Source organism: Caballeronia sp. KNU42 (assembly GCF_053760385.1).
In genome coordinates this window covers 864,826-881,832 of sequence record NZ_CM132390.1, presented here as the reverse complement: position 1 = coordinate 881,832, position 17,007 = coordinate 864,826, and the positions used below count along the sequence as shown (strand labels likewise).

Genomic DNA, 17,007 nt, shown 5'->3' with positions numbered 1-17,007 from the left:
GCAATGGACACCATCAAACGAATTAATCCGCGCCGGCCATTTTCCATCACGGCAGAAGGGCTAAAACGCATTACGCTGGGGTTTGTCGGCGCGTCGGGGGACGTCAATGCTGTTGCGTTGGGTGGGCATCGTGAACAGGCGAAGACTCGCCGAACGATGGCTACTGCGCAACGCTCATTGCTTGTTGCCGCTCATAGCGACCGTGGTTCGCTGGATGACCACGCGCGGCAAACACTCGCTGCCGCCGCGTTACTGGCGGACTCGACAACGCAAGTCGTATTGCTCGTGCTGGGCGAATTGAAGGACGACGCGGCTGCGCTCGGCGCCGACAAGGTGATCGAGATGCCGGCGTTCGACCGTCGTGCATTCACACCCGATAGCGCGTTGGACGCGCTTGCCACGTGCGTCGCGGCATATTCGCCCGCCCATGTTTTCCTCCCCGATAACGCGACCGGCGACGGCGATCTCGGACGCCGATATGCCGCTCAAGCGAAGGCATCGGTGGCGGCGCATGTGGTCGAAATCGACGCTGCGCATGTGTCGGTTTATAGCCAGGCGCGCAAGGCGTTTGCCGTGCGTTCGCTTCCCGATGTGATTCTGCTTGCTCCGAATGCTGTCGATGTAAGGCTACCGTTCGTCGGCGCTGGCGAGCGGGTCGAGGCGGAGCAGTTTGCCGTTGCAAGCCTTCAAGACAAGAGTCCTTATAAAGATCTCGGCATCGAGGAAATCGATGCCGCGCAAGTGGCGCTGGAAGAGGCTGATTTCATCGTGTCGGCGGGTAATGGAGTAACGGATGTCCCGGCGTTCGAGCGTCTCGCCAGCACCGTGGGCGCTGCAATTGGCGCAAGCCGGGTAGCCGTCGACGATGGCAAGTTCCCGCGAGACAAGCAGATCGGCGCAACGGGAAAGACGGTCGATGCGAGCATCTACATTGCGTTCGGTATCTCCGGCGCGGTGCAGCACTTGCAGGGCATCAAGGATTGTCGTCACGTGATCGCGGTGAACCTGGACGCGAGCGCGCCAATCGCGAAACGCGCGAACCTGACGATCATCGGCGACGCGCAGGAAACGATCGCGGCGTTGACCGACGCCGCCGCAGCCGCGCGTCACGCGCGTGCCAACCCGGGCTCGCTAACATCGTCCGGAGGCAACGCCTCGAGCAGGGCAAAGCTGGAAGGAGCGCTCGCATGAGCCACGCATCGACCACGAAGCGCGTAAGCAAAATCGCCGTCCTCGTCTCGGTCGGACGTCATCCGGTGAGTGGAACTGCGCGCTACAGCCGCAACGACGCCGCCGCGCTGACGCTGGCAACGCGGCTCGCCGCGCAACACCACGCGACGCTCGACGTGTTGCACGCAGGCGAGCCGACCAATCCCGCATTGCGCGAATATCTCGCGTTGGGCGCGGCAAAGGTGGAAGTGCTGGCGGTGGCCGTCGGCGACGAAATTGCGCCGGCGCTAACCGCACGCTTGAAGGGTTACGACCTCGTGCTGACCGGCACGCGCGCGGAAGGCACGGAAGACAGCGGCATGCTGCCTTACCAGCTCGCCGACGCTTTGGGCTTCGCGCTGCTTGCATCGGCGGTGGACATAGGAATTGAAACGGACGCTGAAACGGCGCACGTCACCGTCCGGCAATTCCTGCCGAAAGGTTTGCGCCGTCGCGTGCGGGCAAGCTTGCCTGCGCTTGTCGCGGTACATCCCATGGCCAACGCCACGCCGCGTTACGCCTACGCGAAACTGCGCGAAGGCAGGATCGAACCCGTGCTGGTGAGTGCCGCCAACGCATCGGAGAGCAACGCCTGGTCGATCAAGCCCGCGACGGCAAAACCCGTGCGGCTGGCGGCGGCCGAAAAGCGTTCGGGCCATGCGCGCATGCTCTCGGCCACGACCACGGAAAGCCGCGGCGGCAGCGTCGTAATTGAAGGGACTTCCGTCGAAAAAGCACAAGTGATCCTGGCCTATTTGCGCGAGCATCAACTCGTCGATTACTGATTTGCGACACGAAAATTCCCGCACGGTTCGGGCACATGCAAGCTCGGGCGGGGCACCAAAACACGGAGTACACGATGAAAGTTTCCGCAGACGTTCGCGCAATGATCGAACGCCGCAAGAAGGGTCACACGCTTGAAGCGCCGTTCTACGCGAGCGAGGAAATCCACGCGCTCGACATGGACGCGATCTTCCGGCGGCACTGGATCCAGGTCGCGGTCGAACCGGACGTGCCTGAAGCGGGCGACTACATGACGGTGGAGCTCGGCAACGACTCCATCCTGATCGTGCGCGACGACGACATGCAGATCCGGGCATTTCATAACGTCTGCCGGCATCGCGGTGCGCGCCTGTGCAGCTCGGAGAAGGGCTCGCTCGGCAATATCGTGTGCCCGTATCACAGCTGGACCTACAACCTGAACGGTGACCTGATGTTCGCCGAGCACATGGGCGAGCAGTTCGACAAGTGCAAGCACAGCCTCAAGAAGGTCCACGTCGAAAACCTCGCGGGCCTGATCTTCATCTGCCTCGCTGAAACGCCGCCGGCAGATTTCGCCGTATTGCGCGCTTCGATGGAACCGTATTTGAAGCCGCATGGTCTCGCTGACTGCAAGGTGGCGGCCGCCATCGATATCATCGAAAAGGGCAACTGGAAGCTCACGATGGAGAACAACCGCGAGTGCTATCACTGCGTCGCGAACCATCCCGAACTGACCATCTCGTTGTACGAATACGGCTTTGGTTATCAGCGTTCCGCCGACAACGAAGAAGCGATGGCCGCCTTCGAGAGGACCGTTGAAGAACGCACGGCGCAGTGGGAAGCGATGAACCTGCCGTCGAAGGAAATCGACCGGCTGTCTGACCTTGTGAGTGGTTTCCGCACTCAACGTTTGCCGCTCGATCGCAGCGGTGAATCGCAGACGATGGACGCCAAGGTGGCATCGAAGAAATTGCTTGGCGGTTTCCAGCAAGCCGATCTCGGTGGCCTCTCGTTCTGGACGCAACCGAATTCGTGGCATCACTTCATGAGCGATCATATTGTGAGCTTCTCGGTGATTCCGCTGTCGGCCGGCGAGACGCTGGTTCGCACTAAATGGCTCGTGCACAAGGACGCGAAGGAAGGCATCGACTACAACGTCGATAACCTCACCGCCGTCTGGCGCGCGACCAACGACCAGGACCGCGCGCTGGTGGAATTCTCGCAACTCGGCGTGACGAGCAGCGCGTATGAGCCGGGTCCGTATTCGCCGTTCACGGAAGGCCTCGTGGAGAAGTTCTGCGAGTGGTATATCGGCCGGCTCGACGACTACGCGAGCACGCCGGATGAAGCAAGCGTCAGCGATCACGGCGAGAAAGTCGTGTCGTTTAAGCGCTGATCAAGACTCAACGTCGCCCATAAAGTTTTAGCGGAGAAACAGATGATGCGCGATCAGGCGACGTTCGAGCCTGCCCCGAACCGAGTGACCCAGCCCGAGTTCTGGGGCACGCTTCCCGCCCGTTGGGACAGCGACACTGACGAAACGCTCGTCTGCTGCCACGTTCGTCAGGAAACGCACGACGTAAAGAGCTTCTTCTTTCGTGCGCCGGTTGAGCGGACCTTCGTTTTCGAGCCCGGCCAGTTCATCACGCTGGAGTTGGAGATAGACGGCGAGTCGATCAATCGCTGCTATACGATTTCCTCGCCGCCTACGCGTCCTCACACCATTTCCATCACGGTGAAGCGCGTGCCGGGCGGCAAGGTGTCGAACTGGCTGCACGACAATCTCCAGACGGGCGGCAAGGTTCGCGTGCTGGGACCCGCCGGCGAATTCACCTGCGCGCGGCATCCGGCGCGCAAGTTCCTGTTTTTATCGGCGGGATCGGGCGTGACGCCATTGATGTCCATGAGCCGTGCGCATCACGAACTCGGCGAGGATCGCGATATCGTGTTCATGCACAGCGCACGCACACCCGACGACATCATCTTCGCGCGCGAGCTCGATCTGATTGCGTCGAACCAGACGAATTTCCGCACGGCTTTCGTGTGCGAAAGAGTCGGCGCGCGGACGAACTGGCCCGGCGTAACAGGCTTCCTCACGCTTCCGTTGCTTAAGCTTGTCGCACCAGATTTTCTGGAGCGGGAAATCTTTACCTGTGGTCCGGCGCCGTACATGAAAGCAGTGCGTGATCTGCTTGCGGAAGGCGGCTTCGACACGACGCATTATCACGAGGAGAGCTTCTCCTTCGAGACGATCGCCGAAGTCGCGGCACAACTGACGACTGCGCACGTGGCCGATGCCTTGCATTCCACAGAAACATTCAGCGAGATGCGGGAAAACGCGATCGGCTTTGATCCAGCGCCTGAACCCGCACCTGTCGAAACCAGCTTCAAGGTAAGTTTTGCCAAAAGCAATCGCGAGATCGAATGCGGCAGCGCGCAGCATGTGCTGGACGCGGCCAAGAAATCGGGCGTGCGCTTGCCGGCATCGTGTACGCAAGGCATGTGTGGCACCTGCAAGGTCAAGCTGCTTTCGGGCGAAGTCGATATGAAGCATAACGGCGGCATTCGTCAGCGCGAGATCGATCAGGGCATGGTTCTGTTGTGCTGTAGCAAGCCGCTGACGGACCTTGTTGTCGATAAGTAGGGTATTCATCAGGACTGGCGGTACAGCCGGACAAAACGAGGTCGCATCCGGACAACTGGGTGTCGAAAAAAAACCAGTCGGCGCTTTTCTGGCCGGTGATTCTTAAGCCTCAATGGTGAGGACCGCAAAGGGGAGTACGACAATGAGACTGATCAAGAAACTGCTTGTTTTAAGCACCTTAAGTGCTGCGCTGGCTGCAACCAGCGCAGGCGTGATTGCCGCCGATGCGAAGCCGACCATCAAGATCGGCTACGTGGAAGGCTGGGACGACAGCGTGGCGACGTCGAACGTGGCGGCTCAGGTCATCGAGAAGAAGCTGGGTTATCCCGTGCAACTCGTGCCGGTCGCGGCCGGCGTGATGTGGCAGGGCGTGGCGCGCGGTGACCTCGACGCTACGTTGTCGGCGTGGCTGCCGGTCACGCACGGCGCGTATTGGGAAAACTTCAAGACGAAGGTCGTCGATCTCGGCACCAACTTCCCTGACGCGAAGATCGGCCTGATCGTGCCGGAAGATGCGGACGTGACGAGCCTGACGGATCTCGAAGCGAAGAAGTCGGAGTTCGGCGGGCGTATTGTCGGTATCGATGCCGGCGCCGGCGTGATGTCGAAGACGAGCGAAGCGATCAAGGCATACGGCCTGGACTACACGTTGATGCCGAGTTCAGGCAGCGCAATGACGGCGGAACTGGCACGTTCGGAAAACGCGAAGAAGCCGATCATTGTGACGGGCTGGAAACCGCACTGGATGTTCGCGAAGTACAAGCTGAAATTCCTGGAAGATCCGAAGAAGGTGTTCGGTGAAGCGGAGCATGTGGACAGCGTGGTGAATCCGGAGCTCGAAAAGAAGGCGCCTACGGTGGTCGCTTTCCTGAAGAAGTTCCAATGGAAACCGGGCGAGATCGACAGCGTGATGCTGGCCACCACGAACGGCGCGAAGCCGGCCGCTGCTGCGGATGCGTGGGTGAGCGCACATGGCGACCGTGTGTCGAGCTGGACTGCTAATTAAAGGTTCCCAGCTTTAGCTTCAACGAAACAACGCCGCTTTTTAGCGGCGTTGTTTCGTTTCAGAAGCTGATTCAAAGGCCGATCACAACACCACCGTCCGGTCGCCGTTGATAAACACCCGCCGTTCAATGAACGCCTTCACCGCGCGCGCAAGCGTGATGCATTCGACATCACGCCCAGTCGCGAGCAAGCGTTCCGGCTTGTACGAGTGATCCACGCGCTCGACCACTTGTTCGATGATCGGACCTTCATCCAGATCATCCGTCACGAAATGCGCCGTGGCGCCGATCAGCTTCACGCCACGCGTATGCGCCTGGTGATACGGCTTAGCACCTTTGAAACCGGGCAGGAACGAATGATGGATGTTGATCGCGCGTGCGGCCAGTTTCCGGCTCGTCTCGCCTGACAGGATCTGCATGTAGCGCGCGAGGATCATCAACTCGGCGCCGGACGATTCGAACAAGTCGAGCAGGCGCGCTTCCTGTTGCGGTTTGGTATCGGCGGTAACGGGCAGGTGATGGAAGGGCAGTCCGTGCTGCAAGGCAAGCGGTTCCAGGTCACGATGGTTGGACCCGATCCCGACAATGTCCATCTTCAGTTCACCCATACGCCAGCGGAACAACAGGTCGGCCAGGCAGTGCTCGAGCTTCGACACCATGATGAGCACCTTCGGCCGCGCAGCCACGTTGTGAATCGCCCACGTCATGGAGAAATGTTCGGCGATCGGCGCGAATTCCTGCTGCAATGCGGCGATCTGCAGCGTTTCATCGTGATCCACTCCGTGGAAAACACAGCGTACGAAGAAGCGCTGGCTGAGGTCGTCGTCGAAGACGGTGAGTTCATCGACGTAACACTGGTGCCGGTCGAGGAAGCCTACCACGGCGGCGACCTGCCCCGCGGCGCTGGGACAAGCGACCGTCAGGACGAGTTGATGGGAAAGGGGGTCATTGACGTTACTGCCAGCCATGCGGATCTCCACTATGCAAATGGCGGCGCCGCGAACGCGGCGCGCATGCATTGCAGTAGAACAAATTGCATGGGACGGCGGCTAGAAGCTAAACGCCGTGACGCTGGTATCGGAGCGTCAGGGGCGCTTGGGCGGGTCTCAGGCAGCCACGCCGCAATCAGCCAGCAGCCAGTCGCGAAACGCACACACAGCCGCGGTTTGAGCGCGCGGCGCACTCAGGAGATATCCGCTGTCCGTCGTCACCGGGATATCGAACAATTCGATCAGTTGTCCGCTCGCGACGAGTTCATCCACCAGCGGCGCCCAGCCGAGCGCCACGCCCTGGCCCATGATGGCCGCGTGCGCGACAAAACCGTAGCTATTGAACGTAATCCCGCGATGCGCGGGCGGCGCCTCCAGCCCGTGCGCCGCGAACCAGCCGTGCCACGACAGCCAGCGCTCCGGGTTCGTGGGTTGCAGATGAAGAAGCGGCAGACCAACGAGGTCCGAAGGATGGCTGGGCCTGCCATGCCGCGAGAAAAACGCGGGGCTGCACACAGGCGTGACTTGCTCGGGAAATAGCTTGACTGTGCCGCGTCCGGCCCAGTCGGCCTCCGCCTGACCAAAACCGATCACGATATCCGCATGGTCGTGATCGGCGGCGAATACGTCTTGCGCCGTGGTGATCCTTACATCGACGTCAGGCATCAGCGCCTTGAATTGCGACAGGCGCGGCATCAGCCAATACGTCGCGAAGCCGAAGTCGGTGAGGAGGTTGAGTGAACGCTGCGCGGGTGTTGCGTGGCGGGCGCGAATGTCGTTGGTCGCAACCCGGATAGTGTCGAGGCTCTGGCGCACCGCTTCGAACAGGCGCACGCCGTCCTCGGTGAGCGTCACGCCCCGGTGGCCGCGCTCGAACAGCGCCGCGCCGAGGGTTTCCTCGAGCTGCACCACGCGCTGGCTGACCGCCGGCTGCGTGGAGCCCAGTTCACGGGCGGCCGCGGTAAAGCTGGCGAGACGCGCGGCGGACTCGAACATCGACAGCGCCTGCATGGGCGGCAAACGATCCTGTCTCGGCATAAGTCCCCCTTATGTGCTCATAACGTTTTGCTCTCTTCACAGCCGCACAGTGAACGGCAATAGTGATGCACGACATGAGCCGTTCGCCGTGCGTTTGCTTTGTGCTGCGCCACTTTCCTGATTCTATTCGAGCCCCGCTCCGATGCTTAAACGCAAACCGAATATCCTTATTCTGATGGCCGATCAAATGACGCCGTTCGCGTTGTCCGCGTATGGCCATCACGTGACGAAGACGCCGAACATGGACGCGCTCGCCGCCCGCGGCGTGGTCTTCGATTCAGCGTATTGCGCGAGTCCGCTCTGCGCGCCGTCGCGCTTTTCGTTCCTGTCGGGCAAGCTGCCCTCGGCTATAGGTGCCTACGATAACGCCGCCGAATTTCCCTCGCAAACATTAACGTTCGCCCACTACTTGCGCGCGGAGGGGTATCGCACCATTCTCTCGGGAAAGATGCACTTTTGCGGCCCGGATCAATTGCACGGTTTCGAGGAGCGCCTGACCACCGACATCTATCCAGCGGATTTCGGCTGGACGCCGGACTGGGACGACTTCGAGACACGCCCGAGCTGGTACCACAACATGAGTTCCGTGATTGATGCCGGGCCGTGCGTGCGCACGAACCAGCTCGATTTCGACGATGAAGTGACCTACACCACGCGCCAGAAGCTATTCGACATTGCGCGTGAGCGGCAAGCCGGGAAAGACGAGCGGCCGTTTTGCGTGGTGGCTTCGCTCACGCATCCGCACGATCCTTACGCGATCCCGCAGAAGTACTGGGACATGTACCGCGACGAAGACATTCAAATGCCTGCGCACCGCGACACGCTGGATGCCGCCGATCCGCATTCGAAGCGCCTGCGTTACGTGTGCGAGACCGACAAGACGCCGCCGACGGACCAGCAGATCCGCAACGCACGCCATGCGTACTACGGCGCGATTTCTTACGTCGATGCGCAATTCGGCGCGATCCTCGAAGCGCTCGACCAAGCGGGACTGGCTGACGACACCATCGTGATCGTGACGTCCGATCATGGCGAGATGCTTGGCGAACGCGGTCTTTGGTACAAGATGACGTTCTTCGAAGGCGGCTGCCGTGTGCCGCTGATCGTGCACGCGCCGGGGCAATTCAACGCGGCACATGTGAGCGCTTCGGTCTCGCATCTCGACTTGCTGCCGACGCTGGTGGAACTGGGACGTGGCACGCCGCGGTCCGCGTGGCCCGATACGCTCGATGGCCGCAGCCTCGTGCCGCATCTGCGTGGTGAGCCGCATGCACACGACGAAGCCATCGGCGAGTACCTGGCCGAAGGCGCAATTGCACCGATCGTGATGCTGCGGCGTGGCGACTTCAAGTTCATCCATACGCCGTCGGACCCCGACCAGCTTTTCAACGTTACCGAAGATCCGCTGGAACGCAGCAACCTCGCCACGCTGCCCGATTACGCCGCAAGGGTCGCTGCGTTCCGCGAGGAAATTGCCGTGCGTTGGGACCTGGGTGCGCTGCGCGAAGAAGTCGTGCAAAGCCAGCGACGCCGGCAATTTCACTTCGAAGCGACCACGCAGGGCAGGATTGAATCGTGGGACTGGCAACCATCGGTAGACGCCAGTCAACGTTATATGCGCAATCACATTGACCTCGACACGCTTGAAGCCATGGCGCGTTTTCCCGCCGTGACGCGCTAAAGCCGCGCCGATGCATTACAACCAAAACCACACCACCCACAGGAAGCCAACATGAAAAAGCCCTTTAAACACGCGCTATTCTGCATTGCGGCGCTCTGCGCATCCATCGGTGCGGCAGTCGCCGCAGAGCCCCAAAGCTGCCTGCAGGTGAAGATGGCGGACCCGGGCTGGACCGACATCGACGCGACCAACGCCATGGCCGGTGTCGTGCTGAAAGCGCTCGGTTATAAGCAGAGCGTCTCGAACCTTTCCGTGCCAATCACGTATCAAGGCTTGAAGAAAGGCCAGGTCGATGCGTTCCTGGGTAACTGGATGCCCGCGCAAGGGCCGCTGGTCAAACCGTTCGTCGATGAGAAATCGATAGACGTGGTGCACCCGAACCTGACCAACGCGAAGTTCACACTGGCCGTGCCGGACTACGTGGCGGCTGCCGGTGTTCACACGTTCGCCGACCTGCAGAAGAACCTGGACAAGTTCGACGGCAAGATCTATGGCATTGAACCGGGCGCACCGGCGAATCAGAACATCAAGAAGATGATCGATGAGAAGGCCTTCGGACTAAATGGCTGGAAGCTGGTGGAGTCGAGTGAGACCGGCATGCTGACGCAAGTCGAACGTTCGGTGCGCGACAAGAAGTGGATCGTGTTCCTTGCTTGGGAGCCGCATCTGATGAACACGAAGTTCCATCTCACCTACCTTGATGGCGGCGATAAATACTTCGGCCCGAACTTCGGCGGCGCGACAGTCAATACGGTTTCGCGGGCGGGTTACGCGGGCGAATGCCCGAACGTGGGACGCCTTTTCAAGCAGATGACATTCAACGTCGACCTGGAGAACGGCATCATCACCGATGTCCTTCAAAACAAGACCAACGTGGATACCGCTGCTGCAGCAGCGCTTAAACGCAACCCCGATCTCGTGAAGGGTTGGCTTGACGGCGTTACCACGAGTACGGGCGCAAATGGGTGGCAGGCTGTGCAAACAGCGCTTGGTTCCAAATAACAACAGTGCGTCGCACCTGGACAGGTTTACGTCGCAAAAGGTCGAGCCCCACTAAATATGGCCTCTTACTTTTGCAAGGCTGGTGGATGCGCTTGAATCTCGGTGCATGCACCCGCGTCCCATGCGTCAGATCACTGTAGTACGCCAGTCTCTGCAATAAAAATTCGAGCGAGAAGCGCTGCGCGATATCAATCCATCGCCGGAGCAGCGCGGACCTCGCTTGGTCCAACGAAACGTGCAAGCGGGTATCAGGGAGAATCAACGATGAAGAAGCGAAATGCCGTAAAGCTGGCGGCCCTCGCATTGAGCGCAGGCGCCGTCTCCGCACCTGCTTTGGTTCAAGCGCAAAGCAGCGTAACGCTGTACGGTATCCTCGACGCCGGTATTACCTACGTCAACAACACGGGTGGTTCGCACGTCGTCAAATTCGACGATGGCATCTCTTACGGCAACCGGTTCGGCCTCAAGGGCACGGAAGATCTGGGCGGAGGATTGAAGGCGATCTTCGTGCTCGAGAACGGCTTCCATCTGGGCAACGGCACGTTCGCCCAGGGCGGTGCGGAATTCGGCCGGCAGGCGTATGTGGGCTTGCAGAACCAGTGGGGCACGATCTCGGCGGGTAACCAGCTCGACCTGACCAACGAGTTCATGGAGGGTTACAACATCTCCTCGTTCGGCAGCGGCTACGCGATCCACCAGGGCGACTTCGACCGCATGAACGGCGACCGCTTGCCGAACTCGATCAAATACATGTCGCCCGATATCAGCGGCCTGACGTTCGGCGGCTTGTATTCGTTCGGCAATGTTGCCGGTGATTTCCACGAGAAGAGCGCATACAGCTTGGGCGCGCACTACGCGCACGGCGACTTCACGATCGGCACGGCGGTTACGCGCCTGAACAATCCGAACGGTATCTATGCATTCGACCCGTACGCGATGATCGGCACGAAGACCTTCCTGGGCCAGACCGTTGCAACGGTGAACGCGACCACGGGCGCAGTAACTGATTTGTTCAGCAGCACCGCGTTCAACGTCGACAGCCAGATGACTTACGGCATTGGGTCTTCGTATGCACTCGGCAACCTGACGCTGTTGGGCAATTACACCTACACCACGATCAAGGGCTTCGGACAGTCGTCGCACATGCACGTGGGTGAAGGCGGCGCGGAGTACAACTTCACGCCTGCGTTGATCCTGTACGGCGGTTACCAGTTCACGGCGTTTGAAGGGCACAAGTGGAACATGGGCTCGCTCGGGCTGCATTACCTGTTGTCCAAGCGTACCGATGTCTATGTGTCAGGTGACTACCTCAAGGCATCGAGTGGTGTGAACGCGGTGATCGGCTATAGCTTTACGCCGTCGACGTCGAGCACGCAAAGCGATGTTCGCATTGGTATCCGGCACTCGTTCTAAGCGTTATCCGTTTGTTTCAGCTGGCCGCGACGGTTTCCCGAACGGGCGCCGTCGCGCGAGGCGAACTGCGGTCCTGGCGCGGGCTTGAGCCGAAGCGCGTGCGGTAGGTGCGTGAAAAGTGCGAGGGTGATTCGAAGCCGCACGCCACGCAGATGGTGGTAATGGACATGTCGGTTTGTTGTAGCAATTCGCGGGCGCGTGCAAGGCGCAGTCCGAGATAGAAGTGGGTGGGTGTGTCTTTCATTGCCGAGCAGAACAGGCGTTCAAGCTGACGCCGCGTCACGCCGATTTCCTCTGCCAGTGCATCTGGCGACAGGGGTTCCTCCATGTGTTGTTCCATCACGCCGATCACCTGGATCAGCTTGCGATTGTGGATGCCGTAGCGTGCGGCGATCTGCATGCGCTGGTGGTCCGAGCGTTGGCGGATGCGTCCGAGCACGAATTGCTCGGAGACTTGCGCGGCGAGTTCGGCGCCGTGGCGGCGGCCGATCAGGTCGAGCATGAGATCGATGGAGGCGGTGCCGCCGGCGCAGGTGATGCGTCGCGCGTCGATTTCGAATAGCTCCTGGCTGACCGTCAGCGACGGATAACGCTCCTGGAATGCCGATGCCGCTTCCCAATGCAATGTTACGCGCTCGTGCTTGAGGAGCCCTGCTTCGGCCAGTACGAAACTTCCTGTATCGATACCTCCTAGCGTTGCGCCTTCGCGATCCATGCGCCGGAGCCAGTCGCCCATTTCGCGTGTGTATTGGCTTAGCGGGTTGAAGCCTGCCACGACGATGACGTTGGTGGCTTCGTCGACGTCGGCGAGGGCGGATTCTGCGTTGAGCGAGATGCCGTTGCTGGCGCAGACCGGGCCGCCGTCGAGGCTGAGGATGTGCCAGCGGTAGAGTGCACCGCGGAAGCGGTTGGCGACGCGTAGCGGCTCGATTGCCGACATGAAGCCGATGGACGAAAACTCGGGCAGCAGCAGGAAGTGGAAGTCTTCGGTGGCGGGCATTACACGGTGGGAGCGATTTGCAATCGGACTAGCAAGCTAACAAGCGGAAATTGCGGGCGCAATGGGGCCAAATCCTAGGTTTTTCGTTCGCACTCGGGGATGGGGGGTGTCAGGTTTTGGGGTTAGTGGTTGGGGTCAGTGCTGGGTTGCCAGGTTCTTGCGGTAGCGGTCGGGGTCGATGCCGGGTTGCTGCTTTCAGGGTTAGCGGTCTGCCTGAGTTGGCTCATTTCTTTATCACTATTAGCCACTGCGCGTGGCGGCGCGTCATTTCTTTGTCCAAAGCGACAAAGAAACGAAGCAAAGAAAGCGCTTTCAAAACGCGGGCTCGTAAGTTGACCCAGCGTGCACTTTGTGCGTTTTTGGCACCCCAAAAGCACGGTGCTCGCCAGAACCACCGGTGTGTGAAACCCTCCTTCTCCGAACACCGATACCCACACGCTTCGCCACCAGTGACTGAACCTACCACAGGTGCACCCCGCGCTATCCGCGGACAACCACCCACCAAATATGAACTCGCGTCGAACCACGTCGCCAACCCGCCTCGAAACAAGGCGCTCGGATAGATGAGGCCCTAACGTCAAAAAATAACCGGGCCAATCATGCCGACGAAGCAGCTAACCGATGAAGACCTGAAGCCGTAAATACGCGTGAGGCCGTGCGGGTTTCCTTGGCAAGCGTGCTTGCCCGAGAGCGTACGGGGCGAAGCGTGTTCGTGTCAGGATTCGCGAGAAGGAGGGGTTCAAACATCGGTGGTTCTGGCGAGCACCGTGCTTTTGGGGTGCCAAAAACGCACAAAGTGCACGCTAGGTCAACTTATGAGCCCTCGTTTTGAAAGCGCTTTCTTTGCTTCGTTTCTTTGTCGCTTTGGACAAAGAAATGACGCGCCGCCACGCGCAGTGGCTAATAGTGATAAAGAAAATAGCTCACTCACGCAGACCACTAACCTTGAAAGCAGCAACCCGGCACTGACCCCGACCGCTAACGCAGAAACCTGGCAACCCGGCACTGACCCCGACCGCTAACGCAGAAACCTGGCACCCCGGCATCAACCCCGACCACTAACCCCAGAACCTAGCAACCGGCATCAACCACAACCTCCACCCCACCCACCCCCAACCCCCCATCCCGAGTGCGAACGAAAAAAACCTGTCGCTAATAGTCAACTCCCGGTCGCAACCGGTCGCCTCCCCACCATTATGCGGCGTTACTTTTATGCACGGTCGGACATATCCGAACGCGTCTGTCCCACACGGAAAATTACCGGAACAGGAAGCCATGACATCACTCCCGACAACGAAAAAGCTGCTCGCCTGTCTGTTTCTCGCATTGACCTCCTTCGGCGCATCCGCGCAAAGCAAGGAAGACGCAAGCTGCCATACCGTTCGATTCGTCGATATCGGCTGGACCGACATCACCTCGACCACCGCGCTCGCATCAGTCGTATTCGAGGGCCTGGGCTACGACCCGAAGATCACCCAGGCCTCCGTGCCAATCTCGCTCGCCGGACTGAAGACCAAGCAGATCGACGTGTCGCTGGGCTACTGGTGGCCCGTGCAGGAAAAAGCGGTCCAGCCGTTCATCGACGCAAAGCAGATCGACAAGCTCGATCCCCCAAATCTCTCCGGCGCCAAAGCAACGCTCGCCGTGCCGAGCTATGAATACGACGCAGGCCTGAAGACCTTCCAGGACATCGCGAAGCACAAGGACGAGCTCGACGGCAAGATCTACGGCATCGAGCCGGGCAGCAGCGCGAACGCTTCGATCCAGAAGATGATCGATACCAACCAGTACGGCCTGGGCGGTTTCAAGCTGGTTCAATCGAGTGAAGCCGGCATGCTGGTCACCGTCGACCGCGCCGTGCGCGACAAGAAGTGGGTCGTGTTCCTCGGCTGGGAACCGCATCCGATGAACATCCAGATCAAGATGAACTACCTCTCCGGCGGCGACGCAGTGTTCGGTCCGAACTACGGCGAAGCACGCGTCTATACGCTGACCAACCCCGACTTCCTGACGCGCTGCCCGAACGCCGGCAAGTTGGTGTCGAACCTGCGGTTCAGCACGCAACTGGAGAACCAGCTGATGATCCCGGTCATGGCCAAAGTGCGACCCGCCGATGCAGCCAAGGACTATCTGAAGAAAAATCCGCAAGTGCTGGATGCATGGCTCGCAGGCGTAAAGACGGTGGACGGCAAAGATGGCCTGCCGGCAGTGAAGCAATATCTTGGTCTTTGAAAGGACAACGCAATATGAACCATGAAGTGATCGTGACTTGTGCGGTAACAGGCGCGGGAGACACCACGAGCAAACACCCGGCCATCCCGGTCACGCCCAAGCAGATCGCGGAGGCGGCCATCGAGGCCGCGCGAGCGGGCGCCACCGTCGCGCATTGTCACGTCCGTGATCCGCGCACGGGCCGCGGCAGCCGGGACCCGGCGCTGTACCGCGAGGTGGTGGACCGCATCCGTTCATCGGATGTGGACGTGATCATCAACCTGACCGCGGGCATGGGCGGCGACCTGGAAATTGGCGCAGGCGAAGCGCCGATGCAGTTCGGCGCCGGTACCGATCTGGTCGGTGGCCTGACCCGGCTCGCGCACGTTGAAGAGTTGTTGCCGGAGATCTGCACGCTGGACTGCGGCACGCTGAATTTCGGCGATGGCGACACGATCTACGTCTCCACTCCCGCGCAACTTCGGGCGGGCGCGAAGCGCATACAAGAGCTGGGCGTGAAGCCGGAACTCGAGATCTTCGATACAGGCCATTTGTGGTTCGCCAAGCAAATGCAGAAAGAAGGTTTGCTCGATGACGCGCCCCTGTTCCAGCTTTGCATGGGCATCCCCTGGGGTGCACCGGCGGACTTAGGCACGCTCAAATCGATGGTCGACAACATGCCGGCAGGCGCGCAGTGGGCAGGGTTCGGCATTGGCCGCATGCAGATGCCGATGGTCGCCCAGGCGATGTTATTGGGCGGCCACGTGCGCGTGGGTCTTGAAGACAATCTGTATCTGGATCGTGGCGTGCTCGCGAGCAATGGGACGCTGGTTCAGCGCGCGGTAGAGATCATCGAGCGGCTGGGCGGTCGTGCATTGACGCCGGCAGAAGGACGAAAGAAGCTGAAGCTGCCCGCACGCGGCGAGCGTTTGCTTGACCGCCGCAAGATCGAGCAATTCGCGTAAGGGCGCAGAAGATGCAAGCCTGAATCCCGCTGACGCTGGCCGTGCGACCAGCGGGAATCTCAGGCCCAAAACAGCTTCAAAAACCAAAGCTTCACAGCAAGCAGAAATCCAAATTAATAAGGAATCCGGTATATGCAAGTCAAGACGTTTGCGGCGTTGGGCGTAGGGGTAATTGGAAGCGGCTGGGTATCGCGAGCGTTAGCGCATGGACTTGACGTAGTCGCGTGGGACCCGGCGCCGGGCGCCGAGCAGCAACTTAGGGCGAACGTCGCCAACGCATGGCCAGCGCTCGAACGAGTGGGACTGGCCGAAGGGGCATCGCAGGAAAGACTGCGCTTCGTTGCGACCATCGAGGAGTGCGTCGCCGACGCTGACTTCATTCAGGAAAGCGCGCCAGAGCGGGAAGACCTGAAGCTGACGCTGCATGAGAAAGCATCCAGGGCGGCGAAAGCGGAAGCCATCATTGCGTCGTCGACATCCGGTTTGCTGCCGACGGATTTCTACGCGAGCGCCAAAGACGCGTCGCGCTGCATCGTGGGCCATCCGTTCAACCCGGTCTATTTGTTGCCGCTGGTCGAAGTTGTTGGCGGCGAGAAGACTTCGGAAGCGACGTTGCAAGCGGCATCGGCGTTTTACGAATCGATAGGCATGCGTCCGCTGAGAGTCCGCAAGGAAGTCCCGGGTTTCATCGCGGACCGCTTGCTGGAAGCGCTGTGGCGCGAAGCACTTCACCTGGTCAACGAAGGCGTGGCGACCACCGGTGAAATCGACGATGCCATTCGTTTTGGCGCAGGCATTCGCTGGTCGTTCATGGGTACGTTCCTGACCTATACGCTCGCAGGCGGCGAGGCCGGCATGCGTCATTTCATGCAGCAATTCGGCCCGGCGCTAGAATTACCGTGGACCAAGCTGGTTGCGCCGAAGCTGACAGACGAACTTATCGACCGGGTCGTGGATGGCACGACGGATCAGCAAGGCACGCACTCCATCAAGCAACTGGAGCGTTATCGCGACGACTGCATCACGAGCGTGATGACTGCCATTGCGGAAGCGAAATCCCGCCACGGCATAGCGGACTAGAAAGGGCAT

14 protein-coding genes are annotated in these 17,007 nt (G+C 60.2%); 11 read left to right on the top strand and 3 right to left on the bottom strand.

Going from position 1 to position 17,007, the window contains the following annotated elements; translation table 11 throughout:
* Nucleotides 1–3: 3 nt before the first annotated feature.
* The 5 genes from ACSOSP_RS35220 to ACSOSP_RS35200 all read left to right on the top strand — a co-directional run bounded on the left by ACSOSP_RS35220 (nucleotide 4) and on the right by ACSOSP_RS35200 (nucleotide 5,621).
* Complete coding sequence (locus tag ACSOSP_RS35220) at nucleotides 4–1,191, top strand: electron transfer flavoprotein subunit alpha/FixB family protein (RefSeq protein WP_455315258.1); 1,188 nt, start codon at nucleotides 4–6, stop codon at nucleotides 1,189–1,191.
* On the top strand, nucleotides 1,188–1,994 hold the full coding sequence (locus tag ACSOSP_RS35215; RefSeq protein ID WP_455315257.1) for an electron transfer flavoprotein subunit beta/FixA family protein: 807 nt from the start codon (nucleotides 1,188–1,190) through the stop codon (nucleotides 1,992–1,994). Before ACSOSP_RS35220 ends, ACSOSP_RS35215 begins: the two co-directional genes overlap by 4 nt.
* A gap of 74 nt (nucleotides 1,995–2,068) precedes the next feature.
* Nucleotides 2,069–3,367 carry an aromatic ring-hydroxylating oxygenase subunit alpha gene (locus ACSOSP_RS35210; RefSeq protein WP_455315256.1) on the top strand — a complete coding sequence of 433 codons (1,299 nt, stop codon included), beginning with the start codon at nucleotides 2,069–2,071 and terminating at the stop codon, nucleotides 3,365–3,367.
* Nucleotides 3,368–3,409: 42 nt separating this feature from the next.
* Entirely contained in the window at nucleotides 3,410–4,615 is a 1,206-nt protein-coding gene (locus ACSOSP_RS35205) for an FAD-binding oxidoreductase (protein WP_455315255.1), read from the top strand.
* A 142-nt stretch (nucleotides 4,616–4,757) separates the two neighbouring features.
* Nucleotides 4,758–5,621: a glycine betaine ABC transporter substrate-binding protein gene (locus ACSOSP_RS35200; protein WP_455315254.1), complete on the top strand. Its 864-nt coding sequence runs from the start codon at nucleotides 4,758–4,760 to the stop codon at nucleotides 5,619–5,621.
* 81 nt (nucleotides 5,622–5,702) lie between these two features.
* On the opposite strand, the gene purU is transcribed toward ACSOSP_RS35200, so the two are convergent.
* Nucleotides 5,703–6,587 (bottom strand): formyltetrahydrofolate deformylase, encoded by an 885-nt coding sequence (gene purU, locus ACSOSP_RS35195; RefSeq protein WP_455315253.1) that lies wholly within the window; start codon nucleotides 6,585–6,587, stop codon nucleotides 5,703–5,705.
* A gap of 138 nt (nucleotides 6,588–6,725) precedes the next feature.
* Entirely contained in the window at nucleotides 6,726–7,646 is a 921-nt protein-coding gene (locus ACSOSP_RS35190) for a choline sulfate utilization transcriptional regulator (RefSeq protein ID WP_455315252.1), read from the bottom strand.
* 142 nt (nucleotides 7,647–7,788) lie between these two features.
* Between ACSOSP_RS35190 and betC the strand changes: the two genes are divergently transcribed.
* From betC to ACSOSP_RS35175, 3 genes are all read left to right on the top strand, one after another.
* A complete protein-coding gene (betC, locus tag ACSOSP_RS35185) occupies nucleotides 7,789–9,327 on the top strand; it encodes a choline-sulfatase (protein ID WP_455315251.1) in 1,539 nt (512 codons plus the stop codon).
* A 51-nt stretch (nucleotides 9,328–9,378) separates the two neighbouring features.
* Nucleotides 9,379–10,329, top strand: a complete 951-nt coding sequence (locus ACSOSP_RS35180; protein WP_455315250.1) for a choline ABC transporter substrate-binding protein — start codon at nucleotides 9,379–9,381, stop codon at nucleotides 10,327–10,329.
* Nucleotides 10,330–10,593: 264 nt separating this feature from the next.
* Nucleotides 10,594–11,742, top strand: coding sequence for a porin (locus ACSOSP_RS35175; RefSeq protein WP_455315249.1), 1,149 nt, complete (start codon nucleotides 10,594–10,596; stop codon nucleotides 11,740–11,742).
* 16 nt (nucleotides 11,743–11,758) lie between these two features.
* On the opposite strand, the gene ACSOSP_RS35170 is transcribed toward ACSOSP_RS35175, so the two are convergent.
* Entirely contained in the window at nucleotides 11,759–12,742 is a 984-nt protein-coding gene (locus ACSOSP_RS35170) for a GlxA family transcriptional regulator (protein WP_455315248.1), read from the bottom strand.
* Between the two features lie 1,275 nt (nucleotides 12,743–14,017).
* Here ACSOSP_RS35170 and ACSOSP_RS35165 point away from each other — a divergent pair.
* From ACSOSP_RS35165 to ACSOSP_RS35155, 3 genes are all read left to right on the top strand, one after another.
* Entirely contained in the window at nucleotides 14,018–14,974 is a 957-nt protein-coding gene (locus ACSOSP_RS35165; RefSeq protein WP_455315247.1) for a choline ABC transporter substrate-binding protein, read from the top strand.
* Nucleotides 14,975–14,988: 14 nt separating this feature from the next.
* Nucleotides 14,989–15,918 carry a 3-keto-5-aminohexanoate cleavage protein gene (locus tag ACSOSP_RS35160; RefSeq protein ID WP_455315246.1) on the top strand — a complete coding sequence of 310 codons (930 nt, stop codon included), beginning with the start codon at nucleotides 14,989–14,991 and terminating at the stop codon, nucleotides 15,916–15,918.
* A 132-nt stretch (nucleotides 15,919–16,050) separates the two neighbouring features.
* Entirely contained in the window at nucleotides 16,051–16,998 is a 948-nt protein-coding gene (locus tag ACSOSP_RS35155; RefSeq protein ID WP_455315245.1) for an L-carnitine dehydrogenase, read from the top strand.
* Nucleotides 16,999–17,007 lie beyond the last annotated feature (9 nt).

Coding starts and splice junctions, on each gene's coding strand:
- ACSOSP_RS35220 (WP_455315258.1), top strand. CDS start 4: ATGGACACCATCAAACGAATTAATCCGCGCCGGCCATTTTCCATCACG.
- ACSOSP_RS35215 (WP_455315257.1), top strand. CDS start 1,188: ATGAGCCACGCATCGACCACGAAGCGCGTAAGCAAAATCGCCGTCCTC.
- ACSOSP_RS35210 (WP_455315256.1), top strand. CDS start 2,069: ATGAAAGTTTCCGCAGACGTTCGCGCAATGATCGAACGCCGCAAGAAG.
- ACSOSP_RS35205 (WP_455315255.1), top strand. CDS start 3,410: ATGATGCGCGATCAGGCGACGTTCGAGCCTGCCCCGAACCGAGTGACC.
- ACSOSP_RS35200 (WP_455315254.1), top strand. CDS start 4,758: ATGAGACTGATCAAGAAACTGCTTGTTTTAAGCACCTTAAGTGCTGCG.
- purU (WP_455315253.1), bottom strand. CDS start 6,587: ATGGCTGGCAGTAACGTCAATGACCCCCTTTCCCATCAACTCGTCCTG.
- ACSOSP_RS35190 (WP_455315252.1), bottom strand. CDS start 7,646: ATGCCGAGACAGGATCGTTTGCCGCCCATGCAGGCGCTGTCGATGTTC.
- betC (WP_455315251.1), top strand. CDS start 7,789: ATGCTTAAACGCAAACCGAATATCCTTATTCTGATGGCCGATCAAATG.
- ACSOSP_RS35180 (WP_455315250.1), top strand. CDS start 9,379: ATGAAAAAGCCCTTTAAACACGCGCTATTCTGCATTGCGGCGCTCTGC.
- ACSOSP_RS35175 (WP_455315249.1), top strand. CDS start 10,594: ATGAAGAAGCGAAATGCCGTAAAGCTGGCGGCCCTCGCATTGAGCGCA.
- ACSOSP_RS35170 (WP_455315248.1), bottom strand. CDS start 12,742: ATGCCCGCCACCGAAGACTTCCACTTCCTGCTGCTGCCCGAGTTTTCG.
- ACSOSP_RS35165 (WP_455315247.1), top strand. CDS start 14,018: ATGACATCACTCCCGACAACGAAAAAGCTGCTCGCCTGTCTGTTTCTC.
- ACSOSP_RS35160 (WP_455315246.1), top strand. CDS start 14,989: ATGAACCATGAAGTGATCGTGACTTGTGCGGTAACAGGCGCGGGAGAC.
- ACSOSP_RS35155 (WP_455315245.1), top strand. CDS start 16,051: ATGCAAGTCAAGACGTTTGCGGCGTTGGGCGTAGGGGTAATTGGAAGC.